The organism is Silvibacterium bohemicum, from assembly GCF_001006305.1.
Taxonomy (GTDB): Bacteria; Acidobacteriota; Terriglobia; order Terriglobales; family Acidobacteriaceae; genus Silvibacterium; species Silvibacterium bohemicum.
On the sequence record NZ_LBHJ01000020.1, the window covers coordinates 319,038 to 332,924 of the forward strand.

10 protein-coding genes are annotated in these 13,887 nt (G+C 55.9%); 4 read left to right on the top strand and 6 right to left on the bottom strand.

Annotation, left to right across the window (positions count from 1 at the left end):
• Window positions 1–123: 123 nt before the first annotated feature.
• From XX99_RS24525 to XX99_RS24550, 6 genes are all read right to left on the bottom strand, one after another.
• Window positions 124–2,397, bottom strand: coding sequence for a glycoside hydrolase family 31 protein (locus XX99_RS24525; protein WP_184084600.1), 2,274 nt, complete (start codon window positions 2,395–2,397; stop codon window positions 124–126).
• 186 nt (window positions 2,398–2,583) lie between these two features.
• Window positions 2,584–3,681 (bottom strand): alpha/beta hydrolase, encoded by a 1,098-nt coding sequence (locus XX99_RS24530; protein WP_082125936.1) that lies wholly within the window; start codon window positions 3,679–3,681, stop codon window positions 2,584–2,586.
• Window positions 3,682–3,712: 31 nt separating this feature from the next.
• Window positions 3,713–5,785, bottom strand: a complete 2,073-nt coding sequence (locus XX99_RS24535; protein WP_197081947.1) for an alpha-N-arabinofuranosidase — start codon at window positions 5,783–5,785, stop codon at window positions 3,713–3,715.
• Between the two features lie 515 nt (window positions 5,786–6,300).
• Entirely contained in the window at window positions 6,301–7,275 is a 975-nt protein-coding gene (locus tag XX99_RS24540; protein ID WP_050062404.1) for a zinc-binding alcohol dehydrogenase family protein, read from the bottom strand.
• A 186-nt stretch (window positions 7,276–7,461) separates the two neighbouring features.
• On the bottom strand, window positions 7,462–8,163 hold the full coding sequence (locus tag XX99_RS24545) for an alpha/beta fold hydrolase (RefSeq protein WP_050062052.1): 702 nt from the start codon (window positions 8,161–8,163) through the stop codon (window positions 7,462–7,464).
• Window positions 8,160–9,098, bottom strand: coding sequence for an alpha/beta fold hydrolase (locus XX99_RS24550; RefSeq protein WP_082125937.1), 939 nt, complete (start codon window positions 9,096–9,098; stop codon window positions 8,160–8,162). The genes XX99_RS24545 and XX99_RS24550 overlap by 4 nt, the downstream gene beginning before the upstream one ends.
• Window positions 9,099–9,755: 657 nt before the next feature.
• Between XX99_RS24550 and XX99_RS24555 the strand changes: the two genes are divergently transcribed.
• From XX99_RS24555 to XX99_RS24570, 4 genes are all read left to right on the top strand, one after another.
• On the top strand, window positions 9,756–10,562 hold the full coding sequence (locus XX99_RS24555) for a DeoR/GlpR family DNA-binding transcription regulator (protein ID WP_050062053.1): 807 nt from the start codon (window positions 9,756–9,758) through the stop codon (window positions 10,560–10,562).
• Between the two features lie 39 nt (window positions 10,563–10,601).
• Window positions 10,602–11,747: an MFS transporter gene (locus XX99_RS24560; protein ID WP_050062054.1), complete on the top strand. Its 1,146-nt coding sequence runs from the start codon at window positions 10,602–10,604 to the stop codon at window positions 11,745–11,747.
• Entirely contained in the window at window positions 11,737–12,423 is a 687-nt protein-coding gene (locus XX99_RS24565; RefSeq protein WP_082125939.1) for an HAD family hydrolase, read from the top strand. Before XX99_RS24560 ends, XX99_RS24565 begins: the two co-directional genes overlap by 11 nt.
• Before the next feature lie 88 nt (window positions 12,424–12,511).
• On the top strand, window positions 12,512–13,780 hold the full coding sequence (locus XX99_RS24570) for a hypothetical protein (RefSeq protein ID WP_050062056.1): 1,269 nt from the start codon (window positions 12,512–12,514) through the stop codon (window positions 13,778–13,780).
• Window positions 13,781–13,887 lie beyond the last annotated feature (107 nt).

Sequence of the window (13,887 nt, forward strand, 5' to 3'; positions counted from 1 at the left end):
CAACATTCTTTTTCGAATAGTTTTAGGGCAACAACTGGCTAACTTTTCTGGCTGCGAGATGGATCATATTGCTTACTTCATAAGTGGCGTCAGGTAAGAGCTCTATCTTGGTGGACCACGCGTTCAACGCACGGCCTTTCGAATTTCTTTACCGCTGTACTCAATGTCTGCATCGGAAGCGCCGGTCGCTTCAGCGCCAGTCCCATGTCCGCTGCCGACAAGGACGACGCGAAAGCGGCGGTGCTCGAGCATTCCGGGGAATGATCCCGCGCGGGCGCCGATCGTCAAGATGCTGGCGCTATCTTCCCAGTGGATCGGTATGACTGAGCGCTCGCCTTTCTCGTAGTCATAGCTGTCGCCTGCGTCTTCATAGAGGTTGAAATCTCCGTTGGCGCCGCGATAGATGCGGAGCTCGATGGGCCCGTCGGCATTCTGTGTCGCGTATTCGATCTCAGGGCCCATCGGAAGAATCGAGCCTGCGCGCACAAAGAGTGGCATCCGATCCAGCGGCGCATCGGCCTCAATCTCTCCTGGGCTCGTGATCGACTTGCCGGACCAGAAGTCGTACCAGGCGGGCGCGGCTGGAAGATAGACGCTTCGCCCGGTTGCGTTGGGCTTCAACACGGGGTTGACCAGCAGAGCGGGGCCGAACATGAACTCGTCGCCGAGGTTCCAGGTATTCGGGTCTGTGCGCCAGTCCATCACAAGAGGCCGCTGGATGGTGTAGTCCTCGTTTGTCACCTTCCACGCCAGCGAATAGATGTACGGCATCAGGCGGTAACGAAGTTTGTCATAGGTCAGCAGGATCGGCTCGACCTTATCGAAAGACCACATCTCGTTATGCGGACGGTGACCGTGCGTGCGAAAGATGGGGCAAAAGGTTCCATACTCATACCAGCGCGCATACAGCTCCTGGAAGGCTGGATCGGCGAGCGGATCCTCATGCGGCGGCCAGTAACCGCCAATGTCCGTGGTCCAATAAGGGTAGCCTGAAAGAGCGAAATTCAGGCCGGCGGCCACCTGGTGTGCGAGCCCCCAATAGGTTCCGTAGACATCGCCCGACCAGACCGTGGCTCCAACGCGCTGCTGGCCAAGAAAAGCGGAGCGTGTGAGCAGGAAGACGCGCTTCCGATCGGTCGTGGCCTTCCAGTGGTCTTGCACTCCGAGCGTATGGAGAAGCGGAAAGACATTGGTGTACTCCGCGCCGTTGCCGATACTGAGCTGCCTGCTGCGCAGAATCGCGTCTCCCATGTGAGGCCAGTACTCCTCAGGCTCCGCGCTGTCGAGCCAGAAAGCATCCCATCCCTGCGCCAGCAATTTGCTCGTTAGGCGATCCCAATAGATGTCACGGGCCTCAGGGCTGCTGGCATCGTAGACGTGGGCGTCCGGAATGAGAAGGTGCTTTGCATCAAGGATCTTGTAGGTCTCCGATTGAGGATCGAGCAATCCCCACACCGAGATCATGGCGTGCACATTCTCTTTGTGCAACGCATCGAGATCTTTCGCCACGTCGTGATAGTTCGAGTTGAAGACTGGATCGCCCTCGGTCTTCCACCAGAACCAATCCTGAACCATCGCATCGAGCGGCTTATTCTCCTTGCGATAGCGGCCGGCGATGTCCCGAATTTCATCGAGAGAAACGTAGCGATCCTTCGATTGAAAGAGCCCGTAGCCCCATTTGGGAAGCATAGGCGTGTGGCCTGTCAGACCTCGGTATTCGTGGAGAACGGTGTCGATCTCGGGTCCATAAAGAAAGTAGTAGTCAACGGATTTGCCAGCGATGGAAGTGAGGACGAGATCGAGGGGAAAGCGATTGTCTACGTAAGTGAGTGCTGCTGTATTCCACATCAACGCATAGCCCTTGCTGGAGACGAGAAGCGGAATGGCAACGTCAGTGTTGTTCTGACCTAGTTCAACGGTAGCGCCCCGATAGTTGAACATGCCATTCTGATGCTGGCCGAGGCCATAGAAAGCCTCTGACATGCTGGGCGAAAAGCGATTTGTGACCCGGTACGTGTGGTCGCCATTCAATTCGACCGGCTCATAGGTTCGAGGTATCGCCGAGCCCTCATTGACGAGTGTTTCTCCTGTAAGAGCGCGAAAGGAGAGATTACCGCGTTCGAGATTCATTGCAAGCTCGATCTTCGCAGTTCTGAGCAACGCGGATTTATCATTTTGCGCGAACGTGAACGGCGCGCCAGGACAGGATTCTTTCTCGTCCAACATCCATGGCCTGGCTGGCTGATGATTCAATGGCTCGGGCACAGCGACCACGTGAATCACGGAGTCGGAGCACACGGTCGCCTCTAAAATCTCCTTGCCTGCCGTGGCTCGAATTCCGTTGGCCATCTGTTGAACCTGAATTGGCACAAGTCCAGGCAACTTTTGTCCGGGCATCTGACCGCCTGCTGTCGAACAAGCGGAGAGCGCGAAAAACGCGAGCGCAGGAACGGATACGGCTCCAAACGGCATTCGACGGGATAGCGTGGTTCGATGCATACGGGATTCCATACTTCTGAATTGCATACAGTCTGTCGCGCCGTTACAGGAGATTCTGCATAGCCAGCGCGTCTTCGTTTTTTCTCACTTGCAGCCTGCGGTGAAGCAAAGGTTCTTGCTGAAAAAGGGCAATACATGGTTTTGGAAGCGATCGGCGACTGCACTGATGTGCGTGCCGGAATATATCTCAAAGGCGTTGACCACGCCATAGTTGTCGAGAATCTCATGCAGCTTGGCGGCGTCCACGCGCAAACCATCCTGATCTCCCACATCCATCGCAATTGCCCGATACTGCTTCAGATTTCCGATGTACTGATCCACGAACGCAAGCGGCGCATTGGCCGTGAATTTCGCAACAATCTCGGGCTGAGGAACGCCGTCCTTCGTCGGAAGGTCGAAGTAAAGCGGCGGGTTCTTTGGATTCGGCGCCCACGCTGCTGCGGTTGCGTATTGCGCGGAGCCGAAGCCGGGCGACTGTGCCGCCAGATCGGCAGGCGACCTTGCCGCAGCCACCTTCTTCTCACTTGCCATTGCTCGCTCCTTCGCCTGATCCGCGGGCCCTGGTCCGCCGCCGGCCATTGGAGACAAGCAGCAAGGGCTCATGATGTAGAGCGCACCGAATACGTCAGGGTGCTTCATGCCGATGCGCGAAGCTCCGTAGCCTCCCATGGAGTGGCCGACGAGACCGCGGCTCGAGCGATTGGGAATGGTGCGATAGTGTGCGTCCATGTAAGCGACAACGTCGTGCGCGATGTAATCTTCGAAGTCGCCGGTGGTCGCCGAGCTCGAGTACATGGATCCGTTGTAGATGGTTTTTGAGTCGGGCAGGACAACGATCATCTCCTGCGCACCCTGCGCGAAACCGCCTTCGATCGTTTGCGGAACATGAATCTCGTGCGTCCACTGCTCGGCGCCAATCGAGTATCCGTGCAAGGCATAGACCACCGGATAACGACGCTTCTTCTCCTTCGCATAACTGGGAGGAAGAAAGACGATAACATCGCGATCGACCGCATCGCCTTCGAGATTTCCCTCTAGCGCCGCACCGTGGATCTTGATGTGCTCGACACTTGCGGGCTTAACGCCGGGAATGACGGCTGGCACATTGGTCTGCGCCTGGCAACTGGCGACGGGTGACGGGACCGAGGCGGCGATAACTGCACCCGCAAGAAACCATCTCATTCTTTTCATCGGGACCTCTTGAATTTTTTCGTTATTCGACCGCATAGGAGTATATGTTGACGCTGAACGGTCGCACCGTAATCGCGTCAGGCAGCGGCCCAAGCAACTGATCTTCAACCTGTACCTCAGGCTTCTTGTCCACCACTACGGTCGCGTCAATGGAATCGGGAGCCATGCGATAAAGATGCCCTGAGTTGGCGAGCTTCGCTCCATTCAGAACAATCTGGATGCTTTGTTGCGAGTCGGAAGGATTGAGTACGGCGATCGCGAGCGTCTTGCGGTCCTCGCTCAGTGCCGCGCTTACATCCAGCGGATAAGTTGGGCTCCCAGGATTGACAGCAGGCTGATCGCCCCCGGCTGGGAATGCGGGTTTCGGTTGAGGCGAGTCGCCAGTGACCTCGACTGGAATCGTACCGAAGTGATCGCGATACATTTTGAAAAGCATGCCGGTCGGATTGAGAACGGCCTCGGTGCGGTTCTCGCTCATCATCGCGGTGGCGAAGGTGAACGCTCCCATTTGAAAAACATCGGAGTGACGGAACATCTCATGGAAGGCCCAGGCGTAAGCGGGAACCACCTTATATCCATCGCGGGAGCTTCCTGAATAAGCCCATTCATCAATGGCAATCGGGACAGGCTTGGCGCGCAACGCGGGAATACGTTTCAGATACTCCTCGTAGTGCTCATACTTGGCCCGAATCTGTACCGCCGGCGCGCGTTCCCACTCGACAAGAGACAGCGGCGGATCGATAGGGACTTTCTTCTGCAGCTTGATGTCCGTGTGCTGAGTGCCCGAGGCATAGTAGTGCTCGCTGACCATGTCAATATCGTCGAGACAGTTCAACAGCATCTGCCCCGTCCAGTCGGCTGAAGAAAGATAGTCGGGAACGTATTGGCCGTTGATGCGCCTCGCCTGATCGGCGCCTTCCATCACGTCAGGCATCGCTCCGCCTGCGATTAATTTGATAGAGGGATCAACCTTGCGCATCTCCTTTGCGAATAAGTTGTGCTTGACTTCGAATTGTGGAAGCGACATCGCTCCCATCTGGTAGTCGCCCCACGGCTCATTGCCCACGCCCCAGAATTTGACGTGGTAAGCCTCGGGATGGCCGTTTTCGGCGCGCCACTTGCCCATCGGTGTGCTTGCAGCGCCATTCGTATACTCGACCAGTTCGCGCGCGGACCATGCGTCGCCGAAGCCAGCATTGACGGTGATGTAGGGATCGACGCCCAGCAAACGGCATAGAGTGAGAAATTCGTCGGTGCCGACATCATTTGGCTGCACGGCATGCCATACCGGATCGAAGATAGGCGGACGTTTGTCGATGTCGCCGACCCCGTAGCGCCACTCGTATGAAGACACGAAGTTGCCGCCGGGAAAGCGAAGTACGCCGAAGCGCAACTGTTTGAGGGCGGCGATCACCTCAGGGCGAAAGCCTTCGACATTATTTGCAGGCATGAGCGAAACGGCCCCGACATGATAAGAGCCGGTGCCCGTGCCGGTGATCTCGAGGGCCGCGTCGTCGGTATCGACGGCGGCAGCGTAGCGCAAAGCAAATTTACGATATCCCTCGCTCAGTGAGTGAACGGTGACGGTTTCTCGATCGGATGCTTCCTTCCCCCAGATCAGTGTGACCTTGATAACGGCACTCGGTGATCCCGCGAGCACGATCCGGCCGGTGTAGGCCTGACCTTTGCGAACGGCGATACCTGACTGGCTGAGGCCGCGCGGTTCCTTTCCATCAAGTCCGATGAGCGGTGACTGGTCGCCAGTATAAGGAGCCTTCTTGTCCATCGAGACGGCCTGGTCACCACCCACCGGCGCCCACCAGCGAGTGGGCGTGCGCCGCAGACGCGGGTTTCCTGCCGCATTGGCCATGAGCGGCGGAGGCGTGGGAGCGGATGCCGCGACCGGATAGAAGAACTTGCGGTCGACGAGCATTTCGGACCAAATACCCGTATTGACAATGTCGCCGCCGTGCTCGAGAAACTGCCCGTAAATGTATTTCGAGATGGGCGTTCCAGTCTTGGAAGCATCAATCGTGGCATGAATTGTGGGTGATTGAGAAAAAGCCGAAAACGGCAACCCGGCGAGCAGCAACAAGGCCATTCCAAGATGAAAAATAACCCGTCGAGGAGCGGTGGCGTTTCTGGATGAGACCGCCATCGTTAGATCAACGCGTAAAACACTTCTCAGCAGATTCTTGAGGGCGCCCCTGAATGAAATTACTCCCAGCTCCAGATCCCGGCAAACGTTTTCCATAGAGAAACTTGTTCTGCCTCGCTTGTCATTGTCCGCAAGATTTTTGTACTTGGCGAAACATCAGAACTATATAGAGGTTGCTTCACAGCAGACAACATAAATCGGTTTATTAAAGAAAAAGGAAGGGTCTCCGGTCAGGAAGCAGTCTGCCGGACTGCCATACCGGGCTGGAGGAGATTGAGTGAAACGTATTCTGCTTCGACGGAAAACTCCTATTCGGTTGATGGTTAGATCGCGTCGATCATTTGGCCTCACAGTTTTATCGAGATAAGCGGACGTCGTCTTCTCCCAGCTTCTGAACGAAGTATTGATTGTCGATCGTGTGAACCCGCCGCCTGAGCCTGTTGGGGTATGTGTTAGTCGTGAACAACAACCATCTTTCCGTGAGCCTCGTGTGCCTCCATAACGCGGTGTGCTTCACGGATTTCCTCGAAACGGAAAACCCTGGATGGTTTGACATCGAGCCTGCCGGCCTCTGCGTCTGCAGCGATTTGTTGCAGGGGAACATCCAAGAGCGGAAAGCCTGGCGTTCCAAAGACAAAGCTGCCAAAGAAGGTTAGATAAACGCCGCTCGCCATTTGCAGTAAAGGGTTGAAGTCGGCGATCGGGGCAAGACCACCGAGCCAGCCCGCCAGACAGGAGCGCCCGCCGCGGCGAAGCATGGCGAGTGAATCAAGCAGGACGCTGTTTCCAACTAAATCAAGCACTGCATCAATTTTCTTTGCTTCGGCGATATGCTTCGACAGATCGCGCTGTTCGATTTCACAGCGCGCGGCTCCCAGCTTTTCCAAAATTTCGAAGCGATTACGATTACGTGTTGTGGCGATAACGCGAGCGCCCGCATTTACCGCCATCTTGAGCGCGGCTTGCCCAAATGACGAGGTCGCACCGCGGATGACTATCAATTGCCCCTTTTGAATTTCCAGGTTTCGAAACAAGCAAGTCCATGCGGTCGCGTAGGTTTCAGGAATTGTGGCAAGTTCAGCCCAAGACAACTTCGACTCGATCGGCGCTACATTCGAGGCTGGGGCCCGAGTATATTCGGCATAGCTTCCGTTGATCGTCCGGCCGAGGCCGCCCATCAAGGCTGCGACTTTAGCCCCGACTGGAAACTCGCCGCCAGGACACGACTTCACCAAGCCAACGCATTCGATGCCGCTGACAGGAGCGGCCTCGGCCCACTCGCCTCGACGCATGTGCATCTCGGCATGGTTGATGCCGAAGGCCTTGATCTGGATGACTACGTGGCCGGGCTTGGGATCGGGTTCCGCGATGTCCTTGTAGACCAGGCTGTCCGGTCCACCGAATTTCTCGAGAACGATGGCGCGCATAGCGAATTCTCCTTGAGGAAGTCGCACCGCTTGATATCGCGGGGCGGCCACGAAGTTGTGAATCCAGATCCGATCAAGAGAAATGCTTCCAAAGATCGCAAGAACAGACCTGTTTGCGATTCTCCGTTCATTCCAAGCCTGCCTGAACAGGCTCGGATGCGGACTCAACGCGAAGCAATTCTCGCTTTACTCCGGAAGTGTTTTCCTGGCAGCGTCGAGTATCAAGTCGACTACGAAGTTCGGCGCGGTGTGCATTGGCGTGTGATCAACATTGTGGGATCGTATCGTCGCGCCCATCCGTTCCGCCATAAATCTTTGCACCTCTGGGATGATCATGCGATCCTCCTCGGCGATGAGATACCACGATGGCGTGCTCTTCCATGCAGGCGTGGGCGCCTTTTCCTGGATACATTGCACTGAGATTGGCTGCTGTAGAGCAGTCATGATGGCAATCTGGTCCGACGAAGCCTTGTGAGCGACTGCACTGCCAAAACTCTCTTCCGGCATCCAGATAAACCCATAGGCGTCCGGCTCGAGATGCGGAGCTTGCGGATGTGGCGTCGCACGATAGAACACGTCCATCACAGTCTCCCCCTCGTCGGGGGCCAGCGCAGCCACATACACCAGTGATTTCACCCGATCATTATGGGCGGCTGCGATCACAGCGCCGGCATATGCGTGTCCTACCAGAGTGACGGGCCCCATGGTCCTCTCGATGACGCGCCGCAAAGCGGCGGCGTCATCGGTGAGAGAGGTAAGAGGAATTTGAGCCGAGATAACGTTCAGCCCATGGCGTCGCAAGGGAATGATGATGTTGCTCCAGCACGACCCATCAGCCCAGGCACCATGTACCAGCACGACTGTACCCATGTGCTTAGGATGATTCATCGGGAGCCCGCTTTCTGGCTTTTCCCCGAGATGTGGTTCGCCTTGAGAAAGCCTTTGATCGCAGCGGCAATCTCGAGCACATGCGTTTCAATGGCAAAGTGGCCTGTATCGAGGAAACTGACCTGCGCATTGGGAATGTCCTTACGAAACGCGTCGGCTCCGGCGGGAATGAAGAAGGGATCGTTCTTACCCCAGATCGCAAGCAGCGGCGGCTTCGACTGACGGAAGTACTCCTGAAACTTCGGATACAGCTTCACGTTCGACGCATAGTCGAGAAACAGATCGAGCTGGATGTCCTTGTTCCCCGGGCGTTCCAGTAACGCAGCATCCAGCGTGTACGATTCGGGCGCAACGACTTCAGGATTCGCTACACCGTGGGTGTACTGCCAGCGAGTTCCTTCGAAATTCAGAATGTTTTGCCGGATCACTTCCCGATTTGCTGGAGTTGGCTGAGCCCAATAGGTCCTGATCGGTCCCCATGCATCACCGAGACCCTCTTCGTAAGCATTGCCGTTCTGGGAGACGATTGCCGTCACTCGTTCAGGATGGCTAAACGCCAGCCGCAGGCCTGTCGGTGCTCCGTAATCAAATATGTAGATCGCGTAGCTCTTCAGACCAAGCGCTTCAGTGAAAGCGTCTATCGTACCGGCCAATGCCTCGAAGGAATATGTATATTTTCGCTTCTCCGGCACGTCGGTGAAACCGAATCCCGGAAGGTCTGGGGCGATCACCCGGTACTCATCGGCAAGACGGGAAATGAGATTGCGGAACATGAACGATGAGCTTGGAAAGCCGTGCAGCAGAAGCAGCACAGGCGCCTCCGGGTCGCCGGCGGACCGGTAAAAAACCTGAATACCATCCGCCTCCGTTTTGTGGACGGACGTTAAGGGCACATTTCCTGCGCTGCTTGTTTGTTCTGCCTGAACTGGACTCATAATAAAAATCTCTCTCTTTGGCCGATCTGGTTGTGTGTGAACGATGTTCCGATAGGTGCTGCCAATACATCAGTGGCCGCCCATCAGCGTGGAACAAAATGCGCTTACGGACCCGATCAGAATCGCGTGGCCGGCGCGTCCCTCGGCCCTAATCTGGGCTCAAGTATCGCGGCTTCCCCACTTAGGACGTATGAGCGACTTTTCGAAATCCGAGTTATCAGGTTGCAAGCCCGAGGTGGAATCGCGCTTGGCAAATCGATGAAAAACATTTCAACGCTGTCTCTGCCTATGAAGGCTTCTTTTTCGGGAGTTCCTAACTGATCTCCTTCGGAGATATTCGCTAGCAAGGACATCGCCAAACCGCAACCTCACGATGTGTCCGGAGGAATCCAGACCTAAGCGATGCTTTTACTCAAGACCGCACCGCTAGAGTGCGTTCGATAGCGTGGCCATCCGTGACAGATCTGTGACTGATATCCGTCACTGGCGAGTTCTCGTCGCGCCGATCACCACTTCACACAGGAGCAACGCAAGTGAGACACAGCTGCGGCCTGCCGTCGTGAAAGCTTCGCGTCTAGCATTTAGCGGCTGCAGGAAGGAGGTTCGACCCTGAATTCCCGTTTTTTGATGAGGTGTTGGCTCGTAAAACTGAATTCTTTGCCGCTCTTGATCGTGCATGGTATTTTCTTGTTCATGCACGTTCTGTCTGGAGCAACAAGGAAGAGCGAGATTGAAAATCGCCTGCAACGTGGCCTTCCCGTCAATTCCACGGCCCTCGCAAAGGAGTTCCTGGTGTCGGAAGACGCCATCCGCCGCGACCTGCGGGCGTTAGCCGCGGAGGGCAAGTGCAAACGGGTTTACGGTGGCGGACTTCCGATATCCCCGGATGGAGTTCCGTTTGAACAGAGACTCTTGAACGACTCGAAAGAAAAACGTGCTTTGGCTTTGGCCGCTCTCAGCTTAGTCTCCGAAGCATCGACGGTGTTCCTCGATAGCGGCACTACTAACCTGGCCCTGGCCAGAGAGATGCCGCCCGATCGCTCTCTTACCATCGCCACAAATTCGATTGCGATCGCCAGCGCCCTCCTTGAGCGAAAAAATTTCAAAGTCATCGTTCTAGGAGGAGAGATCGATCGTGAAATCGGCGCGGCCATCGGGCTGTCTGCTGCCCGCGAAGCCGAACGCTTGAGCCTTGATCTGTGCTTCCTGGGAGCGTGTGCCGTTTCCGTGTCTCTTGGAATTGGCGCGTTCCATATGGCAGATGCCGAGTTCAAACGCACACTCATCGCGAGAAGTGATCGTACCGCCGTGCTTGTCACTATGGACAAAGTTGAGACCCGGGCGCCGTTTCAGGTCGCCGCACTGGCAGTCCTTGACCATGTCGTTCTTGAAGCTGGCACATCGGAGGAGATTGTCTCGACCTTTTCCAATGCCGGCCCCACAGTCATCCTTGGGCAACCGTAGGTTGCGTCTCGCTCGACATAACCGAGAACAGGAATTTTCATGACAGAGGGTTCGAATCTATCGCGCGCGAAGCTATCGACCCGGCTGGCATTCATTGCTGCAGGTTTCGGCGTAGCTTGCTGGGCACCCTTAGTGCCTTTCGCAAAGACCCGCTGCCATCTCGGCGATGACACGATGGGGTTGGTTCTTCTGCTCTTGGGCGCTGGTTCCATCGTTGCCATGCCGCTTGCTGCGAACCTGTGTGCGCGCTTCAGCAGTAAGCCGGTCGTACTCTCAGGTGGAGTAGGACTGGCACTCATATTGCCGCTCTTGAGCATCGTATCGTCGCCAATCGCCCTTGGAGTCGCATTGTTCGCTTTCGGGGCGTCTCTGGGATCGCTGGATGTTGCGATGAACCTGCATGCTGTCGATGTTGAGCGTATCTCTGAGAAACCGTTGATGTCTGGATTTCACGCACTCTTCAGTATTGGCGGATTTCTAGGTTCGGGAGTCGTGACAGCCTTTCTCTCGCGAGGAATCGCACCCAGTTCAAGCACAATCTTCAGCTCCATTCTTCTTGTTTCCCTGATTGTTGTGGCTCTTCCGCGCATGCTCTCGAATCGGGAGAGAGAGAAGCAGCCTCTCTTTGCCATCCCGAGAGGTGTCGTGCTCGTCATCGCTATCGTCGCAGCAATCTCGTTCCTGGTTGAGGGGGCTCTGCTCGACTGGAGTGCGCTTTTGCTTGTAGGCGAACACCTCGTCTCGACTGCACATGGTGGGGTGGGATACATGCTCTTCTCGATCGCGATGACATTCAGCCGCTTCGCGGGCGATAGCATCGTAGCGCGATTCGGGAACCGCATTGTGCTGACATCTGGCGGGGTGATAGCGCTCCTCGGCTTGTGCGGCCTCCTGCTCGCACCGGTCGCATGGATCGGGCTTGTCAGTTTTGTCTTTGTGGGCCTTGGAGCCGCGAACATCGTGCCTATCCTGTTCAGACTCGCGGGTACGCAACACGCAATGCCTAAGGGGCTGGCCGTCGCCGCCCTCACTACGGCAGGTTATGCCGGCATGCTGACGGGACCAGCCGCCATCGGCTTCCTGTCCAAGGGAATCGGCTTGCACAACGCGTTCTGGTTTCTTGTCGCTCTCCTGGCGTGTGTGCCGCTCTTCGCGAAATATGTGACGGTCGAAAATGCTGACTGAACGAACTGATTGGACAAAGCAAATGACGAAGCCACAAGCCATCGTCTTCGATATGGACGGGGTGCTGATCGACTCTGAAGAATTGCACGCACACGCGAAGCGCATCGCATTTGAGCACGCAGGGATCGCCTTGTCAGACGCCGATCTGCGCGCTTATATAGGCCGGAGCGATGCCGTCATGATCGACGAAATCGGAGCTCGACACGGACTGGCTGACGGGCGAAAATCTGCGGTCCTGAATGAAAAGAAGCAGTTCTACGAACAAGAAGAACAAGGGATAAAGATAGTTCCCGGTGCGATTGAGTTCGTCCGGTGGGCAGCTCAGCATTATCGTCTGGCTCTTGCAACCTCGGCAACGCCGCGCAATCGGATTGCGACTCTGAACCGTCTTGGCATAGCAGACCTTTTTGAAGCCGTTGCTGATCTAGGGGATATTTCTGAGCCCAAACCCTCGCCGGAGATCTACCTAACCGTCACTTCGCGCCTTGCGCTCCGGCCGTCCCAATGCCTCGTGGTGGAAGACGCACTGACAGGAGTCCTCTCTGCCAAGGGTGCAGGATGCTGCGTTTCGGCCCTGACTCGAACCTTCGCCGCCCGTGAGCTTCTCGATGCGGGAGCGGATTTCATTTTCGAAGACTTTGCATCGCTAAAAAGGTTTGCTGAGATCGAGAAGTAAAACCGTTAGGATAGGAAGCTTGCGAGCTTAAGGCTCATTGCTGCCTACGTTTGAAGTAAGCTTCCATTGAACCCGAGGAACACTCTGAATGCCCGGCCACAGCGAGACAAAGATTATTCCAAATGCGGCTTTGGTTCGCGAACAACTGAACCGCCTCCTCGCGCACCCCTTGTTCACAAATAGCAAGCGATACCCGGTATTGCTCGCGTATACGGTAGAACAAGCATTGCTGGGCAACGCCGGCGAATTAAAGGAGAGAACAATCGGCGTCGAGGCCTTCGGGCGTGAACCGAATTACGATGTCAATCTTGACCCGGTAGTTCGTACGACGGCTGCTGAGGTTCGAAAGAGGCTTATTCAGTACTATTACAGCCCCGATCATGCGGGTGAGCTGATCATCGAGTTGCCGCTTGGCTCGTATGTTCCGCTATTTCGAGAGCCTTCGTCTCATACCGCCGTTCCAACCGATACTCAGTTAGGCGATGAGTCGCCTGAGGCATTCCCTCAAGGTCCCATAGAGGCGGAAACTCGCTCGGTGGATTCTCCTAAAGGATCTTCAGGTCGTGCCGTTCATGCCTGGATACCGATTGCTCTGCTTGTTACTGGGCTGTTGGGCTTCGGTCTCGGCCATGTGAGATTCCCGGGACAGACCGCGCGCCCCGGCGCTTCCGCAAATCCCAGCGATCTCTCAAATATGAGCCGCTTTTGGGAGCCGATTACCGCCACTTCCAGCCGGGTTACATACTGCCTGGGCGTGCCGACTGACTCTGTCGATCTCCAAAGCAGAACGATCCCCCCGATCCCCGCTGGAGAGACTGGCAGTTTGAATGTTTACGACGTCATCACGCTTGCGCGTTCCATCGCGCCCCTGGTACCGAAAAACGGCGAATTTCGCGTTCTAGCGGGTTCGGAGACTGGTTTCGCTCAATTGCGTGAGGGTCCATCCGTCATGATTGGGGCTTTCGACAATCCCTGGACGATGCGCATAACCCAGGATTTGCCGATTGGCTTCGAATACGACAATCATGTTCGCAAGGTGGTGGATCGCAAGAGTGTCCCCAGAAGAATGTGGACGCTTGAATGGCAGGTTCCGTTGAAAAGCCTTGCCCGGGACTACGCCGTTGTCGCCCGAATTCATGACCAGGTATCGGGGCAGCCGGTGATCATCCTGGCAGGTATTCTGGGCGAAGGCACGGAGGCGGCTAGCGAGGTCGTGTCGAACTCTGCGTATCTGGATGCAATGTTGAAGAAGGCTCCGAAGAATTGGGATCAGTTAAATCTAGAGGCCGTCATAGAAGCGAATGTGATTGAAGGTCACCCCGGACCGCCCACGGTCATTGCTGTGGAGACGTGGTAAGGGTTTCCATTCCCAAAAAGCTGTATCATACATCCCTTAAAACGAAGCCCAGCCCCCTCCCTATCGCATTGCAAATAAGACACTTATACATGCTCCTGCGCCGTCTG

What these genes read in the sequence shown, in the direction of transcription:
- XX99_RS24525 (WP_184084600.1), bottom strand. Translation starts at nt 2,397, where the DNA reads ATGCCCGGACAAAAGTTGCCTGGACTTGTGCCAATTCAGGTTCAACAG.
- XX99_RS24530 (WP_082125936.1), bottom strand. Translation starts at nt 3,681, where the DNA reads ATGAGATGGTTTCTTGCGGGTGCAGTTATCGCCGCCTCGGTCCCGTCA.
- XX99_RS24540 (WP_050062404.1), bottom strand. Translation starts at nt 7,275, where the DNA reads ATGCGCGCCATCGTTCTCGAGAAATTCGGTGGACCGGACAGCCTGGTC.
- XX99_RS24545 (WP_050062052.1), bottom strand. Translation starts at nt 8,163, where the DNA reads ATGAATCATCCTAAGCACATGGGTACAGTCGTGCTGGTACATGGTGCC.
- XX99_RS24550 (WP_082125937.1), bottom strand. Translation starts at nt 9,098, where the DNA reads ATGAGTCCAGTTCAGGCAGAACAAACAAGCAGCGCAGGAAATGTGCCC.
- XX99_RS24560 (WP_050062054.1), top strand. Translation starts at nt 10,602, where the DNA reads ATGACAGAGGGTTCGAATCTATCGCGCGCGAAGCTATCGACCCGGCTG.
- XX99_RS24565 (WP_082125939.1), top strand. Translation starts at nt 11,737, where the DNA reads ATGCTGACTGAACGAACTGATTGGACAAAGCAAATGACGAAGCCACAA.
- XX99_RS24570 (WP_050062056.1), top strand. Translation starts at nt 12,512, where the DNA reads ATGCCCGGCCACAGCGAGACAAAGATTATTCCAAATGCGGCTTTGGTT.